The sequence below is a fragment of the Actinomadura darangshiensis genome, assembly GCF_004349235.1.
In the GTDB taxonomy this organism is placed as follows: Bacteria; Actinomycetota; Actinomycetes; order Streptosporangiales; family Streptosporangiaceae; genus Spirillospora; species Spirillospora darangshiensis.
On sequence record NZ_SMKY01000015.1, the window covers coordinates 15,841 to 40,472 of the forward strand.

Sequence of the window (24,632 nt, forward strand, 5' to 3'; positions counted from 1 at the left end):
AAGATCCCACAGAAGCGCCTCAGAAGGAGCGTGATGTCAGCGCAACTGTGGGTTTCGGTCGTCCAGATCGGCTGCTTCTTCGGACTGGTGGCCCTCGGCTACTACCTCGTCCTCGAAGGAGCCGACTTCTTCAACTTCGCCCTCGGCCCGTTCGCGATGTTCTCGGGCCTGACGGCGTCCTGGCTCATGGCCGAGCAGGGGTGGCCGCTCGGGCTCGCCGCCGTGCTCGGCATCGCGATCGCCGCCGTGCTCGCGGTCGTCACCGAGGTGGCGCTCGTCCGGCCGATCGACGCCCGCACGGGCGGCGGCGAACTGCCGTCGCTCATCGCGGTCGTCGCGGTCCTGTTCGCGGTCGAGCAGCTCGCCGGCACCCTGTTCGGACGGCAGCTGATGCCGGGCCGGTCGTGGCTGCCGCACACGTCCCTCGACCTCGGCTTCGTCACCGTCGACGGGCAGACGCTCGCGCTCGTGTTCTGCACGGTCGTCGCGTTCACCGGCGTGTGGCTGTGGATGCGCAAGTCCCGGTACGGGCGCATCCTGCGCGCGGTCGGCAGCAACCGGGAGGCGGCCAAGACGCTCGGCATGCCGGTCGGACGGGTCAGGCTGGTCGCGTTCGCGCTGGCCGGCGGCGTCGTCGGGCTCGCCGGGCAGCTGTTCGCGGCCAAGGCCGGGGTGAGCTTCCAGTCCGGTTTCGGCTGGGCCCTGTCGGGGTTCCTCGCCCTGGTCATCGGCGGGACGGGCTCGGTGTGGGCGCCGCTCGCCGGCGGGATGCTGCTCGCGCTCGCGCAGACGCTCGTCCCGTACTACCTGGGCAGCGCGTCGCTCGACTACGCCGTCCTCGCGGTCGCGATCCTGTTCTTCGCGCTGCGGCCGAGCGGGCTGTTCGTCAGGAAGGTCCGAGTATGAGTGCGGCGGACCGAGGGGCCGCCGCCGCTTCGGAAGGAGGCGGAGCATGAGTGCGGTAACGGCTCGGAAGTCCTCCGGGGCGCTCGGGTGGGCTCGGTCGGCGGAGACGGGGCGGATCCTCGGGACGCTCGCGCTGACGCTGGGCGTGATCGCCTGGGCGGGCGCGGACCTGTTCCGGCAGGACCTCGCGCTCCTCGGCGCCACCTACGCGCTGCTCGCGCTCGGCATGTACCTGCCGTTCAACCTGGCGGGCGCCCTGTCGCTCGCCTACAGCGCCTACGTCGCGATCGGCGGGTACGCGGTCGGGCTCGTCGCGACCAAGACGGGCTGGCCGCTGCCGCTCGCCTACCTGCTCGGCGCCGTCGCGTCCGCCGCGCTGGCGGTGCTGCTCGGGTTCGCGACGCGGCGGCTGTCCGGCTTCTACCTGGCGGCCGTCACGCTGCTGTTCGGCGTCGCGTTCCAGAGCTTCCTGCTGGACGCCAAGGACATCACCGGCGGGGCGCTCGGCATCGGCTCGATCCGTCCGCTCACCCTGTTCGGCAGCGAGCTGGACCGGCGGACGTTCATCGCGCTGACGCTCCTCGCCGTGTGGATCGTCGCCGTCGCGGTGGACCGGGTCCGCCGGTCGCCGTTCGGGGTGGCGCTGCAGAGCTCGAGGGACGTCCCGGCGGCGGTGGAGGCGGCGGGAGTCGGCGTCCCGGCGATGCGGCTGACCGTGCTCGGCGCCGGCGCGGCCATCGCGTCGCTCGGCGGCGGCCTGTTCACCACCGCCAACCAGACGATCGGCCCGGACACCTTCACCCTGCACCTCGTCATGCTGGCGATCTTCATGCCGCTGCTCGGCGGGCAGGGCTCGGCGTGGGGCGCGGTGCTCGGCGCGGTGCTGGTCGTCGAGCTGACCTTCAACCTGCAGATCTTCGAGCGCTCCGGGTCGCTGATCTTCGGCGTCGCGGTGCTCGCGGTGCTGCTGATCGCGCCGGGCGGGATCCTCGGCTTCGCCGGGCAGGCGACGCGATGGCTGCGCGGACGGCTCGCCCGCGGCAAGGGGGCACAGGAGAAGGGAGCACGGCCATGACCGTCCTGCTGGAAGGGGCCGGGCTCGGCAAGAGCTACGGCGGCGTCCACGCGGTCGACGACGTGTCGCTGCGGCTGTCCGCCGGGGAGGTGCTCGGCCTGATCGGCCCGAACGGCGCCGGGAAGACGACCCTCGTCGACCTGCTGGACGGCGCGCAGCCCGCCGACAGCGGGACGCTCTCGATCCGGGGGCGCCGGCTCACCGGGCCGCCGTCGCGGCGGGCCCGCGCCGGGCTTGCCCGGACATTCCAGCATCCGCACCTCGCGCTCGACCTGACCGTCCGGGAGAACGTGCTGCTGGGCGCCGCCGCGCCGAAGCTCGCGGGGGTCGGCGGGCTGCTCGGCGGGCTGGTCGCGGGCGCGTTCCGTCCGTCCGGGTCCCGGTTCGACGGCACGCTGCACCGGGTCGCGGAGGCGCTCGACCTCGGCGACCTGCGGCGCCGCTGCGGCGACCTCACGCTCGGCGAGCAGCGGCTCGTCGAGGTCGCCCGCGCGCTCGCGCAGGAGCCGTCGGTGCTGCTGCTGGACGAGCCGTTCGCGGGCGCCGACGCGGCCGGGATCGCGGCGATCTCGGCGGCGGTGCGCGCGGTCCGCGAGCAGGGGTGCGGGATCATCCTGGTCGACCACAACGTGGACATCGTCGCGTCCCTCGTGGACCGGATCATGCTGCTGCGCTTCGGCTCGGTCGTGTTCGACGGCGACCCGGCCGAGTGCATGGCGAGCCCCGAGATGCAGGACGTCTACTTCGGAACCGGTGGTGAGCGCGTTGTCCCATAACGAGCGGAGCGTTCCTGTGGGGGGTCGTCCCCCCACAGGAAAACATGAACTGACGCTGGAGGGCGTGTCGGTGCGGTACGGCGAGTCGATCGCCGTGGCGGACGCGTCGGTCACGTTCACCGGGGGTGCGATCAGCGCGCTGACCGGGCCGAACGGGGCCGGGAAGTCGAGCCTGCTCCTCGCCGCCTACGGCTCGGTCGCGGCCAAGGGCCGGGTGGTCCTGGACGGCGAGGACATCGGCGGGCTCAGCGCCGCCCGCCGGGCCGGCCGCGGGCTCGCGCTCGTCCCGCAGGGCCGGCAGATCTTCCCGCGCCTGACCGTCCGGGAGAACCTGCAGGTCATGGCCGACACGCTCGGCCTGCCGGGCGCGGAGGTGGAGACGGCGCTCGACCGGTTCCCGGTGCTGCGGGAGCGGGCCCGCGCGCTCGCCGGGGTGCTCAGCGGCGGCGAGCAGCAGATGCTCGCCGTGTCCCGCGCGCTGATGGGCTCGCCGAAGGCGCTGCTGCTGGACGAGATGTCCACCGGCCTCGCGCCCCTCATCGTCGCGGAGCTGATGGACACGGCCCGGCGGCTCGCGGACGAGGGCACCGTCGTGGTGGTCGTGGAGCCGTCCATCGGCGCGATCCGGGACCGGCTCGACCGCGGCTACGTGCTGCTTCGCGGCACGGTGTCCGAGCCCGTCGACGGCGGACGGGAGCTGGACGCCGCCTACCAGCGCGCGATGGGCGTCACGGCCGCCGCGAGCCCCGCGGACGCGGCGCCGCAGGCCGTTTCGCAGCGCGGCGGAAGATGAGATACATGTGAGGGCCGGAAGCGACGACAGTCGAGAGGACAACCACGCCGTGGAGGACACGGGGACCCCGGAGCCGCGCGCCCAGATGCGCCAGCCGCGGGTGGCGGACCTGCTCGCCGACACCCTGCGGGCGCGCATCCTGCGGGGCGAGCTGCCCGACGGGAGCCTGCTGCCCAAGCAGTCGGACCTGCTGGAGGAGTTCGGGGTCAGCAAGCTCGCCGCCCGGGAGGCGCTGCGCATCCTGGAGACCGAGGGGCTGATCACCGTCCGGCGCGGCAACACCGGCGGGTCGGTGGTGCACGCGCCGAAGCGGGACAGCGTCGCCTACATGCTCGCGCTCGTGCTGGAGTCGCGGCAGGCCGCGCTGCCGGACGTGGGCTTCGCGCTCCAGCAGATCGAGCCGTTCTGCGCCGCGCTGTGCGCGCAGCGCCCGGACCGGCGGACGGCCGTCGTGCCGGAACTGCGCGAGGCGCACGAGAGCCTGGTGCACGCGGTCGAGACGGGGGACGAGAAGCGCGCGACGCCGGCGTCCCGCGAGTTCCACGAGGCGATCGTCCGGCTGTGCGGGAACGAGACGCTGTTCGTCGTGGCCGGGGCGCTGGAGACGCTGTGGACGGCGCAGGAGAGCGACTGGTCCGAGCACGCGACCCGCGCCGGGTTCTTCCCGGAGCCGGAGCTGCGCAAGCAGGCCCTGGACGAGCACGCGGAGGCGCTCGCGCTCATCGAGCAGGGCGACGCCGACGGGGTCGCGCGGCTGCTGCGCGGCCACCTGCGGGTCGCGCAGAAGTACCCGCTGACCGGGGTCAGCCCCGACCAGCGCGTGCAGGCGGCGCTGCTGCGGCCGCTGGTGCAGCCCGCCGACCACGTCTGACCCTTCTGGTGCCGGCGGCCGGGGACCTCCCCAGATCCCCGGCCGCCGGGCCGGCGAACCGCGCGGGGACGCCGGGTGGCCGGCCCGCCATGGAGCGCGCCGCGGAATCGGTTCTTCTCCCGCCTCGCAGAGGCGGCCCGTCCCCCGCCCCGGGACGGCCCGCTCCGGTCCGGCCGCGAGTCATCCTGGCGAGGACGCGGGCCGGCGCGCATCGGTAGATGAACCGATGCGCGTACCGATTCCGGGCGGCCGGCGGCAGAGGTCCGCGACCGGGCGGCCACACAGAACCGGACGGTACGCCACAACTCCGGAAAACAGGGGTTGCCGTCCGTGACAGGCCGCTTACACTCCAAGAGTCCCCCTGGCAGCCGGTCTTCCGGCGGGAGCTCACTGGAGGCGGCCGTGTCGCTGACCGCGACGCTGGAACGACAGACGGGAAGACTGCCGGCGGAGCTCACCAGCTTCGTCGGCCGCAGGGCCGAACTGGAACAGACGCGGCGCCTGCTCGACGGCCACCGGCTGGTCACCCTGACCGGGCCGGGCGGCGTCGGCAAGTCCAGGCTCGCGGTGCGCGCCGCGCGCCAGGCGCAGGACGCCTTCGACGACGGCGTGTTCTTCGTCGGCCTGTCGGGGCTGACGGAGCCGTCGCTGCTGGCCCAGACGATCTGCGACGCGCTGGGGCTGGGCGAGCGGGGCGGCGAACCGGCCGCCGACCGCCTCGCCGGCCACTTCGCCGACCTGCGGCTGCTGCTCGTGCTCGACACCTGCGAGCACCTGGTCGACGAGTGCGCGATGCTGGCCGAGGTGCTGCTGCGGGCGGCCCCGGGGCTGAACGTCCTGGCGACCAGCCGGCAGCCCCTCGACGTCATGGGCGAGTACACCTTCATGGTCGCGCCGCTTGGCCGGCCGGGTTCCGGCGCCTCCCGCGGTCTGGACGGCATGAGCGGTCTGGACGGCATGGACGGCCTGGACGGCGCGGACGGCGAGGAGTGCGAATCGGTCAAGCTGTTCGCCGAGCGTGCCGCCGCGACCGTCCAGGGGTGGACGCTCACGGGCGCCGACCGCGACGTCGTGTTGCGGCTGTGCGACCGCCTCGAAGGCATCCCGCTGGCGATCGAGCTGGCCGCGGTGCAGTTAAGGGCGTTCTCGCCCGACCAGGTGCTGGGCCGGCTCGGCACCCACCTGTTCCAGGCGCGCGGTATGCGGACGAGCCTGCAGCGCCAGCAGACGCTGCGCGCCACGGTCGACTGGAGCCATGACCTCTGCTCGGCGGAGGAGCGGCTGCTCTGGGCGCGGCTGTCGGTGTTCGCCAACGACTTCGACCTGGACGCGGCCGAGCACGTCTGCTCGGGGGACGGGCTGGCCGCCGAGCGCGTCGTCGAGGTGCTGTCGGGCCTCCTGGAGAAGTCGATCGTGCAGCGCGCCGACCGCGGCGGCCACGTCCGCTACCGGATGCTCGACACCCTGCGCGAGTACGGCGCCGAGTCCCTCGCCGGGCAGGGCCGGCTGGAGGAGAACCGGCGGCGGGACCGCTGCTTCGGCTGGTACGCGGGGCAGCTGCGCCGCGCCCGCACGGAGCTGGCGAGCGCGGCGCAGGTCCGGTGGCTCGGATGGTTCGACCGCGAGCGCGCCAACATCCGGGCGCTGCTCGGCCACGTCCTGGAGACGGCCGACACGTCCACGATCCGGGAGGCGATGGGCACCCTCGGCCGGTTCTGGGCGCTGCACGGCGTGCTGGGCGAGGGCCGGCTCTGGGCGGACCGGGTGCTGGAATCGCGCGACACCACCGGGGAGGGCTGGTCGGGCGTCCTCACCGTGGCCGCGCTCGCGATGACGCTCCAGAACGACCTCGGCCCGGCCGGTGAGCTGCTGGACCGCGCCTTCGAGCAGGCCCACGCGGAAGAGGACCGCGACGGGATCGCGAGCGCGCTCTCGGGCCAGGGGTTCGTGGCGCTGTTCGCGGGCGACTTCGACCTGGCGCTGCGGCGGCTCACCGCCGCCGACGAGGTGTACGGCGACACCGGCCACGACGACGTGCTCGTCCTGCTCGTCGAGGTCTTCCGCGGGGCGGTGTACCTGTTCAGGAACGAACTCCCCGCGGCGGTCGCGCACGCCGACCGGGCCGTGCGGATCGGCGAGGAGCGCGGCGAGCTGTGGGTCCGCTCGTACGGCACGCTGGTGGGCGGGCTCGCGCTGTGGCTCGCCGGCGACCTCGACGGGTCGCTGCCGCGGCTCCGCGAGGCGCTGCGGGTCAAACGCGACCTCGACGACGGGCTGGGCATGACCCTCGCTCTGGAGGGGATCGCCGGGTGCCTGTGCAGCCGGGGCGAGTACGTCCGCTCCACCAGGCTCCTTGGGGCCGCCGACCGGTTGCGCGAGTTCACCCAGACGGCGTGGTTCGGCCCCCACCACGCGGTCCTGCGGGACGTCTACATCGACCAGTCGGTGCGGGCGCTGGGGCAGGAGCCGTACCGCATCGCCTTCAAGGAGGGGGAGCGCCTCCCGCTGGCGGACGCGATCGGCGACGCGCTCGATGAGCCCGCGAACGGGCCCGCCCCGCTCCCGGACGCCGCCGTCCGCGGGGGCTCGCCGCTCACCGAACGCGAACTGCAGGTCGCGGAGCTGGTGGCGGAGGGGCTGTCCAACCGCGACATCGCCGACCGGCTGACGATCGCCAAACGCACGGCCGACTCGCATGTGGAGCACATCCTCGCCAAGCTCGGCTACTCCTCGCGCGCGCAGATCGCGGTGTGGATCACTGCGCGGGAGACACCGCCCTAAGGTCGCGGTCGGGGAGGGGCACAGGCCGTAGCGTTGGCGCTGCACGCCGGGGGGCACGCGGCCCCCGGCACCCCCCGAGATCCTTGAGAGGCCCCGCCGATGACCGAACAGACCCCCCGCAAGCCGACCAAGGGCGAGCGGACCCGGGCGAGCATCCTCGACTCGGCGGCGGAGCTGTTCTCCAAGTCGGGGTTCCACGCGGTGTCGCTGCGCGACATCGCCGCGCACGCCGGGCTGACCCACGCCGGGCTGCTGCACCACTTCCCCGGCAAGGACTCCCTGCTCATCAAGGTCCTGGGGCGCCGTGACCGGGTGGACGCCGAGCTGCTGTTCGGGCCCGGCGTCCAGGACCGTCCGGAGGAGCTGCTCGGCATCTTCGTCGGCATCGTGTGGCGCAACATGCAGACGCCGGGGCTCGTCGGCCTCTACGTGAAGATCTCCGGCGAGGCGGCCGACCCCGGGCACCCGGCGCACGACTACTTCGTCCAGCGGTACCGGCTGCTCCGCGAACGGCTGACGCAGGCGTTCACCGCGCTGTTCGCGCAGGCCGGCCCGCCGCTGACGCACGACCCGGCGCTCGTCGCGGGCCAGTTGCTGGGGCTGATGGACGGCCTGCAGACGCAATGGCTCCTGGAGCCGGACGCGGTCGACATGCACGCGTCCGTCATCGCCTTCCTCCAGCAGCTCGGCCTCAGCATCGACTCCGCATCCCCGGGGAACCTCTGAGGAGGACTCAGTTCACCCGAGGAGCCGTATGAGCCAGACCGAGCCCGTGTCCGTAAACGAGCTGACGCTGGAGGAGAAGGCGTCGCTCACGTCCGGGAACAGCACGTGGCGGACGACCGCCGTCCGCGACGTGGTGCCCGCCCTCACCCTCGCTGACGGCCCGCACGGCATCCGCCGCCAGATCAAGGGATCGGGGGACGCGCTGGGGCTGCTCGACAGCGTCCCCGCCACCTGTTTCCCGCCGGCGGTCGCGCTCGGCTCGTCCTGGGACGCGGCGTTGGCGCGGCGGGTGGGCGCGGCCCTGGCGCGGGAGGCGTCAGCGCTGGGCGTCGACGTCGTGCTCGGGCCCGGGGTGAACATCAAGCGGTCCCCGCTGTGCGGGCGGAACTTCGAGTACTTCTCCGAGGACCCGCACGTGACGGGGGTGATGGGTGCGGCCTTGGTCGACGGGATCCAGTCGCGGGGGATCGGCGCGTGCGTGAAGCACTTCGCGGTCAACAACCAGGAGACCGACCGCATGCGGATCAGCGCGGACGTCGACGACCGGACGCTCCGCGAGATCTACCTGGCGGCGTTCGAGCACATCGTCCGCGAGGCCGGGCCTTACGCGGTCATGTCGTCCTACAACAGGATCAACGGCGTGCACGCGAGCGAGAACCACTGGCTGCTCACGGAGGTGCTGCGCACCGAGTGGGGCTACGACGGGCTGGTGGTCTCCGACTGGGGCGCCGTCAACGACCGGGTGGCCGCGCTGGCGGCGGGGCTCGATCTGGAGATGCCGCCGACCCGCACCGACCAGGAGGTCGTGGACGCCGTCCGGGAGGGCCGCCTGGACGAGCAGACCGTCACGCGTTCGGCGTCGCGGCTGCACGCGCTGACGCGGCGGGTGGCGTCGGCCGAGCGGTTCGAGGACTGGGACGTCGGCGCCCACCACGAGCTGGCCCGGGAGGCGGCGCGCGGGTCGGCCGTCCTGCTGAAGAACGAGCATGACGTCCTGCCGCTGCCGTCGCTGTCGCGGGTGGCCGTCGTCGGTGAGCTGGCCCGGAACCCGCGTTACCAGGGGTTCGGCAGCTCCCACGTCGTCCCGACGCGGCTCGACTCGGCGTGGGACGCGCTGGAGGCGGCCGGGGCCTCGACGTTCGCGGCCGGCTACCGGCTGGACGGCGCGGCCGACGACGCGCTGCGGCAGGAGGCGGTCGAGGCGGCCGCCGATTCCGACGTGGCGCTGGTGTTCCTCGGGCTGCCGGGCGAGATCGAGTCGGAGGGGTTCGACCGGACGTCCCTCGACCTGCCCGGCGTGCAGGTGCAACTGCTGCGCGCGGTCGCGAAGACCGCCCCGAAGGTCGTGGTGGTGCTGACCAACGGCGGTGTCGTGTCGGTCGCGGACTGGGAGGCGGACGCGATCCTGGAGGCGTGGCTGCCAGGCCAGGCGGGCGGCTCCGCGATCGCCGACCTGCTGCTGGGCGTGTGCAGCCCGTCGGGGCGGCTCACGGAGACGATTCCCCGGCGGCTGGCGGACGTCCCGTCCCATCTGCACTTCCCGGGCGGGGACGGGCACGTCGTGTACGGCGAAGGCCGGTATGTCGGTTACCGGTACTACGACACGCTCGACGTGGACGTCGCGTACCCCTTCGGGCACGGCCTGACCTACACGCGGTTCGAGTACTCCGATCTGGACGTCACGGAGACGGGCCCGAACGAGTGGGCGGTCGAGTGCACCGTGACCAACGCCGGGACGCGGGCCGCCGCCGAGGTCGTCCAGCTCTATGCCGCCTTCGACGAGGACCGGCCGACCCGGCCCCGGCACGAGCTGCGCGGCTTCGCCAAGGTGGAGCTGGCCGCCGGCGCCGGGACGCGGGTGTCGTTCACGCTGTCCGGGCGCGACATCGCCTGGTGGTCGGTGTCGCGCGGCGGCTGGCGGATCGACGCGGGTCCCTTCGCGGTGGAGGTGGGCGCCTCGTCCCGCGACATCCGGCTGCGCGCCTCCCTGACCGCCGCCGGGGACGGGCAGGTCGACGCGCTCGGCCGGATGTCCACACTCGGCGAATGGCTTGACCATCCGGTGGGCGGCCCGGTGCTCAGGGAGCGGATCGGGACGAAGTTCACCGACGCGGACATGCCCCCGGCCCTTCTGGAGCTGATGCGGAACATCCCGCTGGCGAAGTTCAGCACGTTCGGCATCGGCCTGTCCGCGGAGTTCGTAAACGGGCTCGTCGCCGCCGTCTCCGGTTAGGAGGCCGTTAGGGGGCCCGTCCGGAGGCGACATCGCCGAACCAGTGGGCGCTGGGCTTGATGGCTCGCGCGAACGTCGTCCGGTCGACGGCGACGAGCCCGAACGTCGGCTCGTAGGTGCCCCACTCGTAGTTGTCGAGCAGCGACCAGTGGAGGTATCCGCGCACGTCGATGCCGTCGTCGATGGCGTCGCGCCGGCCGTTCAGCGCGCCGTCCGGGCCGATCCGCACGCGCGTGTACGCCTGGACGCCGATGAAGTCGTCGTTCGCGGCGACGTCGAGGAACTGGTCCTCGCGCGACCAGGCCCATCCCTCGGCGTCGCCGCCGTCGACCGCCTCGAAGTTCTGGTTCGCGATCGTCCAGCCGGCCTTGAACCCGGTGAGCTCCTCGCGCTCGGCGCCTACCGGGGAGTGAGCGAGGCTCCGGCCGACCCGTCCCGGCTCCTGGGCTGCCCCAACTTCCCGACGGCCCTCTGCCAGGCCGTAGGCGAAAGCCTCTGGTACGGGACGCCCCGCGCGGGCAGCCTGTCGTACCTGCACTCGGCTTCGGTGGCGTCCTACCTGCCCCGCATCAAGGCGCCGACGCTCCTCGTCCAAGGGCAGACCGACACCCTGTTCAACCTCCAGGAAGCCGCCGCCACATACCGCGACCTGAAGGCCCAGAACACCCCGGTGAAGATGATCTGGCACTCGGGCGGCCACAGCGGGCCCAACGCCCCCGGCGGACCTGGACCTGGATCACCCCACCGAGAACTACGTGGGCCAACGGGTCCTGACCTGGTTCGACCACTACCTCAAGGACGCCCCTGCCCGGACGGGCCCGGCACGATCCTCCCGGTGACCGTGCACACCACACCCAAGGCCCCGGGCGCCCTGAGCCTCCCCACGACCGGTTAGGTACGGTGGCGGTCCCCGCGTCCGGCAGGACGGAGATGTTCATGGCGATCGATCGGCGCGCGGCCGCCGAGACATGGCTCCGAACCCGTGGCGCGGACGGCATCGACCATCCCGGGGGCACGCTCCTCGCTCATCTCGGACGGGTGCGGACGCTTCTGGCCGAGTGGGGCGCCGCCGGGGACGTCCAGCTGGCGGGCCTGTGCCACGCGGCATACGGCACCGACGGGTTCGATGTCGCGCTGCTCCCGCCGGACGAGCGTCCGGTGCTCGCCGAGGTGATCGGCCCCGAGGCCGAGGCCCTGGTCTACCTGTACGGCGGCTGCGACCGCGGGCGGACCTACCCGGAGCTGGCGCGGCCGGTCGTCACCTTCACCGACCGGTTCGGCGGCGGCCGGCACGTCCCGCCGGAGTCGGATCTCCGCGCGTTCATGGAGATCACGGCCGCGAACGAGCTCGACGTCGTCCGCCACAACTGCGAACTGGCGGACCGGCACGGCGCCGCGCTGGCCGCGCTGTTCGACAGGACGCGGCGGCACCTGTCCGCCCCGGCCACACATGCCTGGACCGCCTTCGCGTCGCGATCGCGTCCAGCGACCTGACCCACCTGGGCCGCCGAGAACCCGGACGCTCTCACCCGCCCGGCCACCCCTTGACGTCTCGCTGAGGCGCGAGCCCGAAACCGCGCCGCACCAACCGGTCAAGCAGGCGCTGCGGCAAGAGGACTTTGAGCAGCGGCACCCAGCGTCCGTCACGTCCGGCCCCGTAGCGGTACCGGGGTGTCCGGGCCTCGGCGATGCTGACGATGAGGGCGGCGACCTTTCCCGGGTCGCCGCCCCGCCGCAGGCTCCGCTGGAGAGCGTCGCGGGCGGCCTCACGCGAACCGTCGTAGTCGGTGACGGTCGGCGCGGCGGCCGACGACGCGTCGAGGACGCCGGTGGTGAACGCGCCGGGCTCGACCAGGCTGACCGAGATGCCCAGCGGCCACACCTCATGCCGCAGAGCCTCGGTGTACCGGGCAAGGGCGGCCTTGGACGCCGAGTAGAACGCCTCGCCGGGCTCACCCACCCACGCCCCCAGCGACCCGACGTTGATGACGCGGCCCCGCCGCCGGTCCCGCATTCCGGGAAGGACAGCGTTGGTCACCCGCACGGCGCCGAACAGATTGGCCGCGAAAACCGCGTCGGCGTCCTCCAGGGTCGTTTCCTCCGCGAACCCGAGATGCATGACCCCGGCATTGTTGACCAGGACATCGACGCGTCCGGCGCGCTCCAGCACTTCGTTCACGCACTGGGCGACGGACGCATCGGAGCACACGTCCAGCCGCAGCATCTCGACACCGTGCTCACCGACACCGTGCTCGTCGTCCCGGTCCCGCCGGCTGGTACCGAACACCCGGAACCCGCGCTCGGCGAACATCAGGGCCGCCGCTCTTCCTATCCCGGACGAAGCGCCGGTGACCAGCACGACCCGGCCGGACCCCATCGCCACTCCAATGTCTCGACCATCCCAGTCTCGCCCAGACGATTCGCCGTCGTCAGGCGGTTTTCACGACGCCGGCGTCGATGGTGTGGTCGGCGCCCACGATGCTCGCGGCGAGCGGCGAGGCGAGGTAGGCGATGAGCGCGGCGACCTCCGCCGGTTCGATGATGCGGCCGGTGAGCATGCCGCTGCGGTCCGGGAGCGCCGCGACGAGCTGGTCGAGCTCCACGCCCATGGACGCGGCCAGTTCCGCGCCGTAACCGTCCGGGGACTCCCACATGGCGGTGCGCGTGACGCCCGGCGACACGGTGTTGACGCGGACGCCGCGCGGCCCGAACTCCCCGGCGAGCGCCTTGCCGAACGCGGTCAGCGCGGCCTTGGCCGTCGTGTAGGGCATGGGCCCCAGATGCGGGACGCGGGCGGCGTTCGACGAGACGTTCACGATCGCGCCCGAGCGTTCCAGCAGGCTCGGCATCGCGGCCCGGGTGACGCGGACCGCCGCGAAGAGGTTCAGCTCGTACACGCCCTGCCAGAAGGCGTCGTCGAAGGACAGGAAGCCGCCGGTGGCGCCGTCGCCGTCCCCGCCGCCGACGTTGTTGACGAGCACGTCGATGCCGCCGAGCTGGTCCAGTGCGGCCTCGATCAGGCGGGCCGGTGCCTCCGGGACGGACAGGTCGACCGGGACGGCGATCGCGCCCGTCTCCTTCAAGGCGGGGGTGATGGTGCGGGACGCCGCCACGACGCGCATTCCCTCGGCGGTCAGCGCCTCGACGGTGGCGAGGCCGATGCCCTTGCTCGCACCGGTCACGACGGCGGTCTTGCCGGTCAATCGCAAGTCCATGACGACTCCTTCTTGCGTCAGTGATGATGCGCTCAAGCTAATAGATGCGACATCGATGTAGCAAGTAGATTCAGAGCTGAGACGTTGCTGTACTGTTTCTGTGTGAGCAGAGCTTTGCGTGCGGACGCGGAACGGACCGTCCGGACGATCCTGGAGGCGGCCGAGCGGGTCCTGTCCGCCGATCCGGCGGCGACGATGGAGCAGATCGCCGAGGCGGCCGGGGTCGCCCGCACCACCGTGCACCGGCGGTTCGCGACGCGGGACGCGCTGGTCGGCGCGCTCACCGCCTGGGCCGCCCGGCGGTTCGCGGAGGCCGTGGACGCCGCGCCCCTGGAGAGCGCGCCGCCGCTCGTCGCGCTGTACCAGGTCACCGCGAACGTCTTGGAGGTCAAGACGGGCTGGGGGTTCGCGATGGGGGCCGCCACGGCCTCGTCCGACCCCGAGGTCGTCCGGGCGCACTCCGACGTCCTGGCCAAGTGCGACCGGCTCTTCCGCCGCGCCCAGGACGCGGGCGTGGTGCGCGCCGACGTCGACCTGGCCTGGGCGCGGCGCGTGTACTACGCCCTGATCCACGAGGTGTGCGTAAGCGGCGGGAGCGTCGGTGGCGAGGACGCGAACGCCCTGGCAAATCTCGTCGTGGACACGCTGATGCGGGGCATCGCCCCAGCGAGTCCGCCGGTGGTCTAGCCCTCGGGGTAGAACAGGAAGAGCGTGCAGCCCGTCGTCGTCTGCGGGACGTGCGAGGAGCCTGCGGGGGCGTGGATGAAGGTGCCGGCCGGGTAGTCGCGGTCGCCGTCGTTGAAGGTGCCTGAGACCACGTAGACCTCTTCGGGGCCGGGTTCGTGGACGTCGACCCCCTCCCAGCAGGTGTTCGCGTCCATCTCCAGGACGAACGCCTTCGCGCCGCCGTCGCCCTTCCACAGGGGGTGCAGGCGGATGCCGGGGAAGATCTCGCGGACCGGTGCGTCCTGGACGGCCGACCACACGTAGGTGCTCTGTTGTGTCGTCATAAGGCCAGCCTGGTTCGGCCTCCGCCGTCCCGTCGCGTGTCAGGAAAGACACGATGGGGTATTTTTCTGCCATGCATCGAGTGGTAGCGCTGGTCCGGCCACCGCAGTCGAGTTTCGAGCTCGGCTGCGCGGCCCAGGTGTTCGGGATCGAGCGGCCGGGCCTGGCGACGCGCTACACCTTCGGGGTGTGCACCGAGCGGCCCGGTCCGGTCGCGACGTACGCCGGGTACGACATGCTGGTGAACGATGGGCTGGAAGCGCTTGACCTGGCCGACACCGTGGTCATCCCGGGCTGGCTTCCCCCGACCGAGCCGCCCTCGCCCGCGGTCGTCGAGGCGCTGCGGCGGGCGCACTCTCGCGGCGCGCGGGTGGCCAGCATCTGCTCGGGCGCCTTCGCGCTGGCGCACGCCGGGCTGCTGGACGGACGCCGCGCGACCACCCACTGGGCGCGGGCGGACGAGCTGGCTGAGCGTTTCCCGCAGGTCCAGGTCGACCCGGACGTCCTGTACGTGGACCACGGCGACGTCGCCACGAGCGCCGGAGCCGGGGCCGGCATCGACCTGTGCATGCACCTGGTCCGCGCCGACCAGGGCGCCCGGTACGCCGCCCACATCGCGCGGACCATGGTCATGCCGCCCCATCGCGAGGGCGGGCAGCTGCAGTACGCGGCGCCGCCGCACCCCGAGCAGATCGACGGCACGCTCGCGCCGCTCCTGGAGTGGGTCACCGAGAGGCTGGCCGAGCCGGTCTCCGTCGAGGGCCTGGCCGCGCATGCGGGCCTCTCGACCCGGACCCTCGCCCGGCGGTTCGCCGACCAGCTCGGCACCAGCCCGGGGCAGTGGCTGCTCGCCCAGCGGATCACCGCCGCCCGCGACCTGCTGGAGACCACCGACCTCCCACTGGACGCCATCGCCCGCCACGTGGGCCTTTCCTCGGCCACGAACCTCCGCAGGCGCTTCCTGGGCGCCCTCGGCACGACCCCGGGCGCCTACCGCCGCGCCTTCCGCACCCGCCCGGCCCCGGACTCGTCAATCAGTGCGTAGCGACGCCAGGTCGACCAGGATCTCGGAGACGGTCGCCGGATCCAGTTCGCCGAACAGGGGCGCGGCGGAGTCCTCGGCGTCCGGGGCGTCCCACCACCAGAGGTCGAGATCGGTCACCAGCTGCACGCGGCGGATCTTGTGCTCGGGGAAGGCGCCAGGCTCGCCCGCGACGAGCCCGGGATCGAGCTCGACGGCGATGTGGAGCTTCTCGCCGACCGCCCGGAAGATGCCCGGCTCGACCCCGCTGTCCAGCGGATACGCGCGTTCCCACCCCTGCCTCGCCAGGCGGAGCACGGCACCGAACGAGGTCGTGGCGCCTTCGAACCGTGCCAGCCGCCGGACGCCGCGCGCCTCCTCGTCCAGCGTCGCCACCGGGCGTGCGAGCTGCGGGAACGGCTGCAAGATCTCGTAGTCCCGGAACAGCCGCGACCAGGCCGCCACGTCGAGGTGCAGGGGGTGCGCGATGCCGATCGGCGCGCCGCCGGGCGGCTCGTACGCCTCGTCATCGGCGGTGGCGAAGGTGCCGTCCTCGGCGATGCGGAACGGCTCTTCGCCGGCCGTCCAGACGAGCCGCCGCGCCAGGTGCCGGATCAGCGGGTGCGCCACCACGAACGTCCGGAACTCCTCGTCCGTCCAGCGGCGGCCGGTCACCATCGCCGTCTCCAGCCGGACGATCTGGTCGGCGGCGATGGCCCGGACGTCCTTCTTCATGGCGGCGAAGCGGCGGTGAGCGTCCGGGGCCAGTTCGGGGTCGTCCTTGGCGCCGGGCTTGGGGAGCGTCTTGCGCTGCCGGCCGTCCTCGCCGGTCACGAAGGGTTTGAGCTGCTCGTCGAAGCCGACCGTGAACCGGCGCGGGCCGTAGTCGAGCGTGAGCGTCCCGTCCGCGTCCAGGCCGAAATCCGGTACGAGCCGGTCGGCGAGCTGGCCGTCGGTGAGCCCGCGCCGCCGCGCCGCCTCCAGCAGCGCCAGCCGCGCGTCCTCGCGGGCCCCGCCCGGGAACGAGCGCCGCGTCATCAGGTTGAGCTGGGTGAGGGCGGCGTCGGTGCCGATCCTGGCCAGGACGTCGTCGACCACGCGCGCGGCCTTGAGGTGCTTGCGCTTCGCGATCCACTGGCGGACCAGCGGCGCCGCCCGCCGCACCGTCTCGTCGTCGCCGAGCTCGCCCAGCTGGGTCAGCACCCACGCGTGCCCGTTCGGCTCGCCCGCCGACCGCCACGCCTCGAAGATCGCCCAGGCGAACTCCGGAAGGCCCGTGCACGCGGCGCGCAGCGCCTCACGTTCCCGCAGCGGCGGTTCCTCCGCCAGCATTAGCAACCCGACGAGGTTGCGGACGAGGACGTCGTCCAGCTCCCCCGGACGGGGAAGCGCCGCGACGTCCAGCCACCGGGGGATCTTGGGCTCCTTCACCGGCACGGCCGCGACTCCCGCGTCCAGCAGCCCCGCGACCGCCTCGGCGGCCTGGTCGCCGTGCACACCGGCCGCCTGGACGACGGCGTCGCGGCCGTACTCCTCCGCGATCAAGCGCAGCCCGGCCGCGGCCTTGTCCCGCGCCGCGCGCCGCCGGCCGACCGCGTCGGGAACGAGGTAGGGGACGGCGTTCGGGCCGTGCCGCAGCAGCCACTGGCGTCCCACGTCCCTGGCCGACTTCAGCCGGACGAGCCAGTCCACCATCACGCGCGCGACCTCGACGTCGAGGTAGGGCAGCAGGACCTCGCCGTTGTCGACCGGCCGCCGCTTCGCAGCCCGCAACGCCAGATCGCGCACCCGCATGCCGTACTGCGCCACGAGCGGCTTCACCTTGAAGTCATCCAGGGCGTAGAGGTTGATGCCCTGCCACGAGGGCTCGTCGGCACGCTCCAGGAACAGGGGGAGAAGGTCGCCGAACGCCCGCTCCGGACCGATGACCAGCTTGATCGCCTGGTGACCGTAGTCGATCTCCCCGGACAGGAAGCGGTCGCGCGCCTCGTCCCAGAACGGATCGTCCTCCGAGTACTCCACGAAGATCATGAGCCGGGCCAGCTGGAACCACTGCTCCTGCTCGTCTTCGGCCCAGGCGAGCGCACCGGGACCGGGTGGCGTGAGGTCCGGGAGGACGACCGGGGCCCTCTCGTCCTTCGCGGCCTCCTTCCACGGCGGATCGACCAGCACGTTCGGAACCGAGGCGGGGGCAAGATCATTCATGCGGGCCCACTGTAGACGCCGCTGCCGACAGTCGCGGTCATGCAGGGCGCCGCGGCTCCAGCGGGAGGACGAGGCCCTCGTCCGCCGCCCACACGTCGCCGCCGAACGCCGTCCGGGCCGCCGCGATCGCCGCCGTCCTGTCATTGCCCGGCCAGAAATGGGTCAGCAGGAGGCTGCGTGCATTGGCGCGCCGGGCCCATTCACCGGCTTCGGTGGAGGTCATCAGGTTGCGGGTGGTGTGCTCGGTCTCGCCCGGACGGTCGGTGGCCTCGACGATGAACAGGTCCGCGTCCCGGCCGAGGTCGGCGAGCACGGGACTCGGGCCGGTGTCTCCGGAATAGGCGAGGACGGTCCCGTCCGCCTCCAGGCGGATGCCGGACGTGGGGACGTAATGGGGGACCTCGACCCCGGTCAGGGAGAAAGGTCCCACGTTGTAGGCGCCTGGCAGCGGGTGCGGGTCGAACACGGCGCGGAGATCGACGTCGGGTTCCAGTCCGCCGAGGCGGTCGAGAACACCGGGCGGGCAGTACAACGGCACCCGCGGTGTACGGGACGGCCCGTAGTACCGCATGCGGAACAGCCCGTGCAGGTCGATGCAGTGGTCGGGATGCTCGTGGCTGATGACGATCGCGTCCGGTGTGGCGTCCGCCCAAAGATCGAGCAAGCGCGGCAACGTGCCATAGCCCAGGTCGAGGACCAGGCGATAACCGTCCCAGTCCACGGCAAAACCACTGCACGCTCGTCCCGGCTCAGGAAAGGCGCCGCAACCACCCAGCACGGTGACTTGTCGCATCTCAACTGACCTCTCGGCGCGGCCGGGCGATGGCGGCTGTGAGGAGGTCGGCGAGGGCGTCGGCGTAGTGGTGGGCGTCGGTTTCGGGGTGCTCGTGGAGGTAGGTGAGCATGGTGTCGATGGCGCCCTGATAGGTGACCGCCATGACCCGGGTGTCGAAGTCGCGGAGCGTCCCCTCGTCCTGGCCGCGACGGAACAGCGCCTCCTGCCCTTGGTAGGTCTCTTCGTACTCAGCGAGGCCGAGCCGCAGGGTGCCGTCGGCCTCACGCAGGTTGATGCTGATCTGCCGGAGCGCCTCCAGTTCGGCCTGATGGGTGACGCTCAGCCGGGCGGCGCTGTGGATCGCGGCGCGGATGATGTCGGGGACCGGATCGTCCAGGACGAGAGCGTCGGCGATGGTCTGGCGCAGGGTCACCAGGGTGGTCCTGGCGACCGTCTCCATCAGGCGGTCCTTGTCGGTGAAGTAGTGCGAGACCAGGCCCTTGGAGACCTCGGCCCGCTCGGCGATCCGGGCCAGGGAGGCGCCCTCGTAGCCGAGTTCGGCGACCACCGCGACGGTGGCGTTGATGATCTGTCTTCGGCGGACGTCCTCGCTGAGGCGCCGGCGCGGGCGGGGTGCGGTCACACCCTCATTCCTAGCGGGTCTGCGGGCGGCGTGCCGACTGACGCACAAGGACGAGCAGCGCCGCCATCAGGATGGCGATGCCCACCATCTCCACCCGCATCCACCCTGGGAAGACGCCCGGCAAGGCGGCCTCCACCAGGTTCACGACGAGCAGCACGGCGGCGATGATCGCGAGCGCCCGGACGGCCCCCGCGCTCCCCGCCCTGGCGGACCGGAGCCGCAGCAGCAGGACGACCGCGAGCACCGTGACGATCACCGCGTGCCCCCACGCCTCGTCGGTCGCCTGCCCTGGAGCGGTGGACGCCATGATCGCCAGCGCCGCGACCGTCCCGACCATCCCGACGACGTAGACGGAGACCAGCACACTGACGGCCCCGAGCGGGTGAGCGGTCCGCACCTCACTTTTATTGACCATGTGGCCAATATTATTGACCAACTGGTCAATGTCAAGCCTGCCGACCGGGCGTAGAGAGGCCCCCGAAGGTCGTCCACCTCGGGGGCCTCTCGGCTTCACGACCTACGCCCAAAGGGCTCGAGCCATGAACCACCTGCCTCTCGGTATCGCCAGGTCTCGGATCCCGGTCGCGCCGGGGCGGCGGCCCTCCACGCGGCCGGGGAGTCAAAGGACGGCGTAGACGACCTTTCCGCCGTTCCCTTGCCGCACCCCGGAGTGGACGGCCAGTGCCCCGACGATCCAGAGCCCCCGTCCGCCGAGGTCCGTGGGTGCGGCCGGCTTCCGCTGCGGCATCTCGTCGGACCCGTCCCAGACCTCGACCGTGATGTGGCCGGAAACGTCCTCGGCGAGGGACACCCGGATCTCGCCATGGGACGCGGCCGTCACGGAATTCGTGACCAACTCGGAAACGACAAGGCAGACATCGTCGACCTTTTCCCCGGTGAATCCCCAGGCGAGCGCCGTCCGCATTGCGGCTTTTCGGGCGATACCGACCGAGGCTTTGGTTGCCAGGTAAGTACAAGAAAAATTACGTGCGTGGGTGGGCGAAAGTCCGCTTTGACCCGTCGAATATGAGAGGGGTCGGCCGGACGGCCCGACCGTTCCAATCCCGCTGTGTTCTGGGGACGCGCTCATAAGTTCGCTTTCGTTGTTTCTCGGCTTCTGGCTCCCATGGTCGACCCTTATGACTTACGCTGACTAGACGAATGCTTGGTACTTCGCGATATACCAACCGTGGAGGATCAGAATGCCCCCGTCTGTCCCCATAGATCCCCGCCGGAGCATGCGCGCCCAGCTGGCTTACGCGCTGCGCCTGATGCGTGAGGCAAGGAGCATGAGCCAGAACGACCTGGCGAAGGAGCTCTACATCACCCGCGAGACCATCGCGGCCTACGAAAGCCAGCGGAACCGTCCGGACGAGGACTTCTCCAGGAAGCTGGACGCGTTCTTCACAACCGGCGAAATGTTTCAGGGCCTCTGGTACCACGCCCAACGCGAACACATCAACGAGTGGTTCGAGGCGTACGTCGCCCACGAGAACGAAGCGACCGAGATCCGCACCTTCCAGCCCCTCTACATCCCCGGTCTACTCCAGACCGAGAGTTACATGCGAGCGACCGCCTACAAAGGGCAGGCGGATGAAGAGCTGATCGCTAAGCGCTTGGTACGCCGGGACGTCCTTAGTCGGGACGCGAGCCGCCCACACTTGTTCGTGGTGCTCGATCACGCTGCAATTCTCCGTCGGTGGCATGACGAAAGCATCATGCGGGAGCAACTCGGGCATCTACTTGACGTCGGGGAACTGTCTCAAGTACACATCCAGGCCGTACAGATCGCTGATGGGTGGCACCCCGGCCTCGATGGAGCGATGGTCGTCCTTACCAAGTCGGACCGAAGCCGCATCGGGTATGTCGAAGCCCAATTCGGTGGGAGACTGATCGAAGATCCGGCAGAGGTCACTCGGCTGGGGCTTCGGTTCGACGAGATCAGATGCCACGCGCTGTCCGAAGAGGCCACCAGGCATCTGATCCGGAAGACGATGGAGATGATGCAGGATGATCTACTGGCGTAAGAGCAGTCATAGCCAAGGTGGCGGCCAGGGCGAGTGCGTCGAAGTCTCGACCAACACTGCGAATCTTCTCGTTCGTGACTCCAGGGATCCGGAGGGGCCGCGGCTGGCGCTTGAGGCCGGTGCGCTGGCGACTCTGGTCAGCAAGATCAAGTCCGGCGACCTCGACCTGTAGTGCTTCGCGTGGAGGTGATGCAAGGTGATCCACTGGCGGAAGAGCAGCTACAGCCAAGCGAGTGGGGGCGAGTGCGTCGAGGTGTCGACCAACACTGCGGCTCTCCTCGTTCGTGACTCCAAGGACCCCAAGGGGCCGTGGTTGGTGCTTGAGCCCGGTGCGTTGGCGGCTCTCGTCGGTCAGATCAAGTCCGGAGTCCTCGACCTTTGAACCCGCTCGGGGTGTCAGGGGGTGAGGGTCTTGGAGAAGACGATGGCGTGGCGTTCGTAGCCCATCCGCTCCTCGTAGAACGGGACGGAGACGGGGCTGGCGGCGAAGGTCTCGAGGGTGAGCAGCTCGGCGCCGCGGTCGAGGCCCCACTGCTCCACCGCCTTCATCAGTGCGGTGCCCGCGCCGCCGCGCCAGTGCCGGCGCTGTAGCGCGAGCGCGTTCACGTAGACACGGGGCAGGCAGGCGTCCAAGGTGACCTGGCGGTCGGCTTCCTCATGCGGTGGCATGAAGGTCGCGTGGACGAAGCCGACCGCTTCGCCGTCGTGGTCGCATACGCGGACGAACGAGTCCTCTCCGCCACCTAGCAGCTTCGTCTCCATCCACGCTGGGAGGCCATCGCCGCGCGGTGCCTGGAAGGCGTCGGGTGCGATGGCCCGGTAGTAGTCCGCGAAGTCCAGCCAGGTCTTCGCGGCTCCGGCGCCGTCCCCGGGACGCGCCGGACGAATCGCGTAGGTGCTCACATCTGATGGTCTCACCGCGGCCCAGGACCGCCGGGGTGGAAGGGGCGGCCTTCTTTCCCGCCGGAGACGGACCAGACTTCGGTGATCAGGCCGTCTTCGAGGCGGAGCATGTCGATGCCGCTGATGTGCCGTTGGCGTCCGGTCTCGTCGGTCAGGTGCGCCAAGTAGGGGCGGGCGACCTTGCCGGTGGCGCGGCCGCCGGTGAGGTGGAGTTCGGTGACGGGTTCGCCGTCGGGGGCGAAGGTCAGCCCGTGGCGGGCCTGGCGGAAGCGGGTGATCATCTCGGCCAGCTGGGGGCGCTCCCTGATGTGGTCGAAGGCGTCGGTGCCCGGGGTGGGCTGGGCGTAGCGGAGCCGGAACCGCGGCGCCATGATCTGGTCGACCAGGGCCACCTCGCCGTTCCACATCCGCGACCACAGCTCGAAGGTCTGGGTGCCGATCGCCTGGGTCTCTGCGGACATCGCGTGTTCCAATCGTCTCATTGATACGGTTTCGTTGGAAGGACGGTAACCGTCTCATTGAGACGATGTCAATGTGAGGGTGTGGAGTGTGCCGGAGTTGACGCTGCCGGGGTACGTGGTGCTCGGGTTGATCGCGCGGCACGGCGCGATGACGCCGTACGAGCTGAAGGCCAAGGTGGAGGAGTCGGTCGAGAACTTCTGGCCGATCCCGCACGCGCAGCTGTACCGGATCCCGGCGCGGCTGGCCGAGCTGGGGCTGTTGCGCGAGGAGGCGGAGCAGACCGGCCGGCGACGCCGTGTCTTTCACCTCACCGACGGCGGGAGCGCGGCGTTGCGGGAGTGGCTGACCGACCCTGACACCCCCCAGCCGGAGACCCGCGACCCCGGGCAACTCAAGCTCTTCTTCGCCGACCTTGGTGAACCCGGCGATGTGGTCGCGCTTGCGCGTCGGCAGGCGGCTCAGCACCGGCATTGGCTCGATCTCTATCGCGAGCGGCGGGCCGGGCTAGACCTCGCTGACGTCTCGCGCGCCCGCATCCTCAAGCTCGGCATCCTGCACGAACAGGCTTACGTGGACTTCTGGGAGGCCCTTGCCGCCGATCCGCATCGCCTCGACCCGGACGCTTGAACGTGTTCAAAAGTGCATTAGGCTCGGGTGATGAAGGTTGTGCTTCCCGGGGGGACCGGGCAGGTCGGCAGGGTCTTGGAGCGGGCGCTCAGCTCCAAGGGGCATGAGGTCGTGGTGCTGACCCGGAAGCCGGTGCGCGCGGGCGAGGTCGGGTGGGACGGGCGGAGCCTCGGGGCCTGGGCCGAGGTGATCGACGGCAGCGACGTCGTGGTCAACCTGGCCGGAAGGAGCGTCAGCTGCCGGTACACGCCCGGGAATCTGCAAGCGATGATGGATTCGCGCGTGCACTCCACGCAGGTCGTGGGCGAGGCCATTGCCGGTGCCGCGCGGCCTCCCCGGGTGTGGCTGCAGATGAGCACCGCCACCATCTACGCGCATCGGTTCGACGCTTCCAATGACGAGGCGACCGGCGTGATCGGCGGGGACGAATCCGGTGTGCCGCGGTACTGGGAGTACAGCGTCAGGATCGCCAGGGAGTGGGAGCGGGCGCAGGAGCGGGCGGAGACGCCGGGGACCCGGAAGGTCGCCCTGCGGGCGGCGATGGTGATGAGCCCCGATCGCGGCGGGGTGTTCGATGTGCTGTCGTGGCTTGCGCGGCTCGGGCTCGGGGGGCCGGTCGCGGGCGGTGCGCAGTATGTGTCGTGGATTCACGACCGCGACTTCGTGCGCGCGGTCGAGTTCCTGGTCGACCGGGACGACATTGCCGGGGCCGTGAATCTTGCGGCGCCCGAGCCACTGCCGCAGCGCGGGTTCATGCGGGAGTTGCGGGCCGCGTGGGGGATGCCCGTGGGGCTGCCGGCGACCGCGTTGATGGCGGAGATCGGAGCGCTGGTGATCCGGTCGGATACCGAGCTGCTGCTGAAGAGCCGGCGCGTCGTCCCGGGCCGCCTGCTCGAAGCGGGATTCGACTTCGAATACGGCCGATGGCCGGAGGCCGCCCGGGATCTTGTGCGACGCGGGTGAGTCCGGGGCATGGATGAGGCGTGGACGCTCGCACGCCGCGCGGCGCCGTGCTCTGGACGGTCGCGCGCATGACGCTCAGCTCGCTGGGGCTGCTGGGCGTGTACTTCGCGGCCCCGCTGACCAGGTCGTTCACGACGGTCACCTTCGTCGCGCTGACCGGCGCGCTGGTCGTCCTCGGCGTGCTCGTCGCGTGGCAGGCGCGGGCGATCGTGCGGTCGCCGTCACCGCGGCTCCGCACCGCGGAGGCGCTCGGGACGTCCATCCCGCTGTTCGTGGTCGTGTTCGCCGCGTCCTACTGCCTGATGGGCAACGCCACGCCGGACGCCTTCACCGAGCCTCTGACGCACATCGACGCCCTGTACTTCACCATCACGGTCTTCTCGTCGGTCGGCTTCGGTGACATCGCGCCCCGGTCGCAGGCGGCGCGGGCCCTGACGACCGTCCAGATGCTCGGTGACCTCGTCATCCTGGGGGTGGCGGTGAAGGTCCTCTTCGAGGCGATGCGCCGCGGTGTCGAGCGGCACCAGGACGGCTGAGCCCGTGCCGTGACCTGGGGTTTCCGGGAGCATGCCACGGGCACGTGAGTCACCGTTGCTATGACGTTTCCTTCGATGACCGGGGG

The 24,632-nt window shown here is 71.4% G+C and carries 29 protein-coding genes; 18 read left to right on the plus strand and 11 right to left on the minus strand.

All coding sequences use genetic code 11. From position 1 onward, the window contains the following. Nucleotides 1-33: 33 nt before the first annotated feature. The 8 genes from E1293_RS05655 to E1293_RS05690 all read left to right on the plus strand — a co-directional run bounded on the left by E1293_RS05655 (nt 34) and on the right by E1293_RS05690 (nt 10,161). On the plus strand, nt 34-906 hold the full coding sequence (locus E1293_RS05655) for a branched-chain amino acid ABC transporter permease (protein ID WP_207938680.1): 873 nt from the start codon (nt 34-36) through the stop codon (nt 904-906). Between the two features lie 46 nt (nt 907-952). Further along, nucleotides 953-1,981 (plus strand): branched-chain amino acid ABC transporter permease, encoded by a 1,029-nt coding sequence (locus E1293_RS05660; RefSeq protein WP_132194530.1) that lies wholly within the window; start codon nt 953-955, stop codon nt 1,979-1,981. Then, on the plus strand, nt 1,978-2,757 hold the full coding sequence (locus E1293_RS05665) for an ABC transporter ATP-binding protein (RefSeq protein WP_132194532.1): 780 nt from the start codon (nt 1,978-1,980) through the stop codon (nt 2,755-2,757). The genes E1293_RS05660 and E1293_RS05665 overlap by 4 nt, the downstream gene beginning before the upstream one ends. A 64-nt stretch (nt 2,758-2,821) precedes the next feature. Next, nucleotides 2,822-3,550 (plus strand): ABC transporter ATP-binding protein, encoded by a 729-nt coding sequence (locus tag E1293_RS05670; RefSeq protein ID WP_207938681.1) that lies wholly within the window; start codon nt 2,822-2,824, stop codon nt 3,548-3,550. A 49-nt stretch (nt 3,551-3,599) separates the two neighbouring features. Beyond that, a complete protein-coding gene (locus tag E1293_RS05675) occupies nt 3,600-4,421 on the plus strand; it encodes a FadR/GntR family transcriptional regulator (protein WP_132194534.1) in 822 nt (273 codons plus the stop codon). A gap of 402 nt (nt 4,422-4,823) precedes the next feature. Continuing rightward, nucleotides 4,824-7,202: an ATP-binding protein gene (locus E1293_RS05680; RefSeq protein ID WP_132194536.1), complete on the plus strand. Its 2,379-nt coding sequence runs from the start codon at nt 4,824-4,826 to the stop codon at nt 7,200-7,202. Between the two features lie 99 nt (nt 7,203-7,301). Next, nucleotides 7,302-7,928, plus strand: a complete 627-nt coding sequence (locus tag E1293_RS05685; RefSeq protein WP_132194538.1) for a TetR/AcrR family transcriptional regulator — start codon at nt 7,302-7,304, stop codon at nt 7,926-7,928. 28 nt (nt 7,929-7,956) lie between these two features. After that, nucleotides 7,957-10,161 (plus strand): beta-glucosidase, encoded by a 2,205-nt coding sequence (locus tag E1293_RS05690; RefSeq protein WP_132194540.1) that lies wholly within the window; start codon nt 7,957-7,959, stop codon nt 10,159-10,161. A 7-nt stretch (nt 10,162-10,168) separates the two neighbouring features. Here the strand turns inward: E1293_RS05690 and E1293_RS05695 are convergent, their stop codons facing one another. Next, nucleotides 10,169-10,699, minus strand: a complete 531-nt coding sequence (locus E1293_RS05695) for a family 1 glycosylhydrolase (RefSeq protein WP_243716039.1) — start codon at nt 10,697-10,699, stop codon at nt 10,169-10,171. 9 nt (nt 10,700-10,708) lie between these two features. Between E1293_RS05695 and E1293_RS50655 the strand changes: the two genes are divergently transcribed. Both E1293_RS50655 and E1293_RS05705 read left to right on the plus strand, forming a co-directional pair. Next, the gene (locus tag E1293_RS50655) at nt 10,709-11,056 is read left to right on the plus strand and encodes an alpha/beta hydrolase family protein (protein WP_207938682.1); all 348 of its coding nucleotides are present in this window, start codon (nt 10,709-10,711) and stop codon (nt 11,054-11,056) included. A gap of 41 nt (nt 11,057-11,097) precedes the next feature. After that, nucleotides 11,098-11,655, plus strand: coding sequence for a DUF6817 domain-containing protein (locus E1293_RS05705; protein WP_207938683.1), 558 nt, complete (start codon nt 11,098-11,100; stop codon nt 11,653-11,655). 31 nt (nt 11,656-11,686) lie between these two features. Here the strand turns inward: E1293_RS05705 and E1293_RS05710 are convergent, their stop codons facing one another. Continuing rightward, the gene (locus E1293_RS05710; protein WP_132194542.1) at nt 11,687-12,538 is read right to left on the minus strand and encodes an SDR family NAD(P)-dependent oxidoreductase; all 852 of its coding nucleotides are present in this window, start codon (nt 12,536-12,538) and stop codon (nt 11,687-11,689) included. A gap of 52 nt (nt 12,539-12,590) precedes the next feature. Continuing rightward, a complete protein-coding gene (locus E1293_RS05715; protein WP_132194544.1) occupies nt 12,591-13,376 on the minus strand; it encodes an SDR family NAD(P)-dependent oxidoreductase in 786 nt (261 codons plus the stop codon). 102 nt (nt 13,377-13,478) lie between these two features. Here E1293_RS05715 and E1293_RS05720 point away from each other — a divergent pair, with 102 nt between their 5' ends. Next, nucleotides 13,479-14,063, plus strand: coding sequence for a TetR/AcrR family transcriptional regulator (locus tag E1293_RS05720; protein ID WP_243716040.1), 585 nt, complete (start codon nt 13,479-13,481; stop codon nt 14,061-14,063). On the opposite strand, the gene E1293_RS05725 is transcribed toward E1293_RS05720, so the two are convergent. Next, complete coding sequence (locus E1293_RS05725) at nt 14,060-14,386, minus strand: cupin domain-containing protein (protein WP_132194546.1); 327 nt, start codon at nt 14,384-14,386, stop codon at nt 14,060-14,062. The genes E1293_RS05720 and E1293_RS05725 overlap by 4 nt on opposite strands. Nucleotides 14,387-14,457: 71 nt before the next feature. Between E1293_RS05725 and E1293_RS05730 the strand changes: the two genes are divergently transcribed. Then, nucleotides 14,458-15,429, plus strand: a complete 972-nt coding sequence (locus E1293_RS05730) for a GlxA family transcriptional regulator (protein WP_132194548.1) — start codon at nt 14,458-14,460, stop codon at nt 15,427-15,429. On the opposite strand, the gene E1293_RS05735 is transcribed toward E1293_RS05730, so the two are convergent. The 5 genes from E1293_RS05735 to E1293_RS50115 form a co-directional block, all read right to left on the minus strand. Continuing rightward, entirely contained in the window at nt 15,415-17,610 is a 2,196-nt protein-coding gene (locus E1293_RS05735; protein ID WP_132194550.1) for a DUF4132 domain-containing protein, read from the minus strand. The two genes, E1293_RS05730 and E1293_RS05735, sit on opposite strands and share 15 nt — an antisense overlap. A 37-nt stretch (nt 17,611-17,647) precedes the next feature. Continuing rightward, nucleotides 17,648-18,388, minus strand: coding sequence for an MBL fold metallo-hydrolase (locus E1293_RS05740; RefSeq protein ID WP_341770174.1), 741 nt, complete (start codon nt 18,386-18,388; stop codon nt 17,648-17,650). Between the two features lie 16 nt (nt 18,389-18,404). Continuing rightward, a complete protein-coding gene (locus tag E1293_RS05745) occupies nt 18,405-19,028 on the minus strand; it encodes a TetR/AcrR family transcriptional regulator (protein ID WP_165978089.1) in 624 nt (207 codons plus the stop codon). Between the two features lie 10 nt (nt 19,029-19,038). Beyond that, nucleotides 19,039-19,443 (minus strand): hypothetical protein, encoded by a 405-nt coding sequence (locus E1293_RS05750; protein ID WP_132194556.1) that lies wholly within the window; start codon nt 19,441-19,443, stop codon nt 19,039-19,041. 204 nt (nt 19,444-19,647) lie between these two features. Next, a complete protein-coding gene (locus E1293_RS50115; protein WP_132194558.1) occupies nt 19,648-20,118 on the minus strand; it encodes an ATP-binding protein in 471 nt (156 codons plus the stop codon). 181 nt (nt 20,119-20,299) lie between these two features. Between E1293_RS50115 and E1293_RS05760 the strand changes: the two genes are divergently transcribed. The 3 genes from E1293_RS05760 to E1293_RS05770 are packed head-to-tail and all read left to right on the plus strand — an operon-like array spanning nt 20,300 to nt 21,437. Beyond that, complete coding sequence (locus E1293_RS05760; protein WP_481725985.1) at nt 20,300-21,055, plus strand: helix-turn-helix domain-containing protein; 756 nt, start codon at nt 20,300-20,302, stop codon at nt 21,053-21,055. After that, nucleotides 21,039-21,227 (plus strand): DUF397 domain-containing protein, encoded by a 189-nt coding sequence (locus tag E1293_RS05765; RefSeq protein ID WP_132194562.1) that lies wholly within the window; start codon nt 21,039-21,041, stop codon nt 21,225-21,227. Before E1293_RS05760 ends, E1293_RS05765 begins: the two co-directional genes overlap by 17 nt. Before the next feature lie 24 nt (nt 21,228-21,251). Further along, a complete protein-coding gene (locus tag E1293_RS05770; RefSeq protein ID WP_132194564.1) occupies nt 21,252-21,437 on the plus strand; it encodes a DUF397 domain-containing protein in 186 nt (61 codons plus the stop codon). A gap of 14 nt (nt 21,438-21,451) precedes the next feature. Here E1293_RS05770 and E1293_RS05775 read toward each other — a convergent pair whose 3' ends face one another. Together E1293_RS05775 and E1293_RS05780 are read right to left on the minus strand one after the other, a co-directional pair. Continuing rightward, nucleotides 21,452-21,958, minus strand: a complete 507-nt coding sequence (locus E1293_RS05775; protein WP_132194566.1) for a GNAT family N-acetyltransferase — start codon at nt 21,956-21,958, stop codon at nt 21,452-21,454. Between the two features lie 11 nt (nt 21,959-21,969). Then, a complete protein-coding gene (locus tag E1293_RS05780; protein WP_132194568.1) occupies nt 21,970-22,419 on the minus strand; it encodes a nuclear transport factor 2 family protein in 450 nt (149 codons plus the stop codon). An 88-nt stretch (nt 22,420-22,507) separates the two neighbouring features. On the opposite strand from E1293_RS05780, the gene E1293_RS05785 reads away from it, so the two are divergent. From E1293_RS05785 to E1293_RS05795, 3 genes are read left to right on the plus strand one after another with little or no spacing between them, the layout of a single operon-like run. Further along, nucleotides 22,508-23,047 carry a PadR family transcriptional regulator gene (locus E1293_RS05785; protein ID WP_132194570.1) on the plus strand — a complete coding sequence of 180 codons (540 nt, stop codon included), beginning with the start codon at nt 22,508-22,510 and terminating at the stop codon, nt 23,045-23,047. A gap of 30 nt (nt 23,048-23,077) precedes the next feature. Further along, nucleotides 23,078-24,010 carry a TIGR01777 family oxidoreductase gene (locus E1293_RS05790; RefSeq protein WP_132194572.1) on the plus strand — a complete coding sequence of 311 codons (933 nt, stop codon included), beginning with the start codon at nt 23,078-23,080 and terminating at the stop codon, nt 24,008-24,010. Between the two features lie 20 nt (nt 24,011-24,030). Next, the gene (locus tag E1293_RS05795) at nt 24,031-24,546 is read left to right on the plus strand and encodes a potassium channel family protein (protein WP_132194574.1); all 516 of its coding nucleotides are present in this window, start codon (nt 24,031-24,033) and stop codon (nt 24,544-24,546) included. Nucleotides 24,547-24,632: the final 86 nt, after the last annotated feature.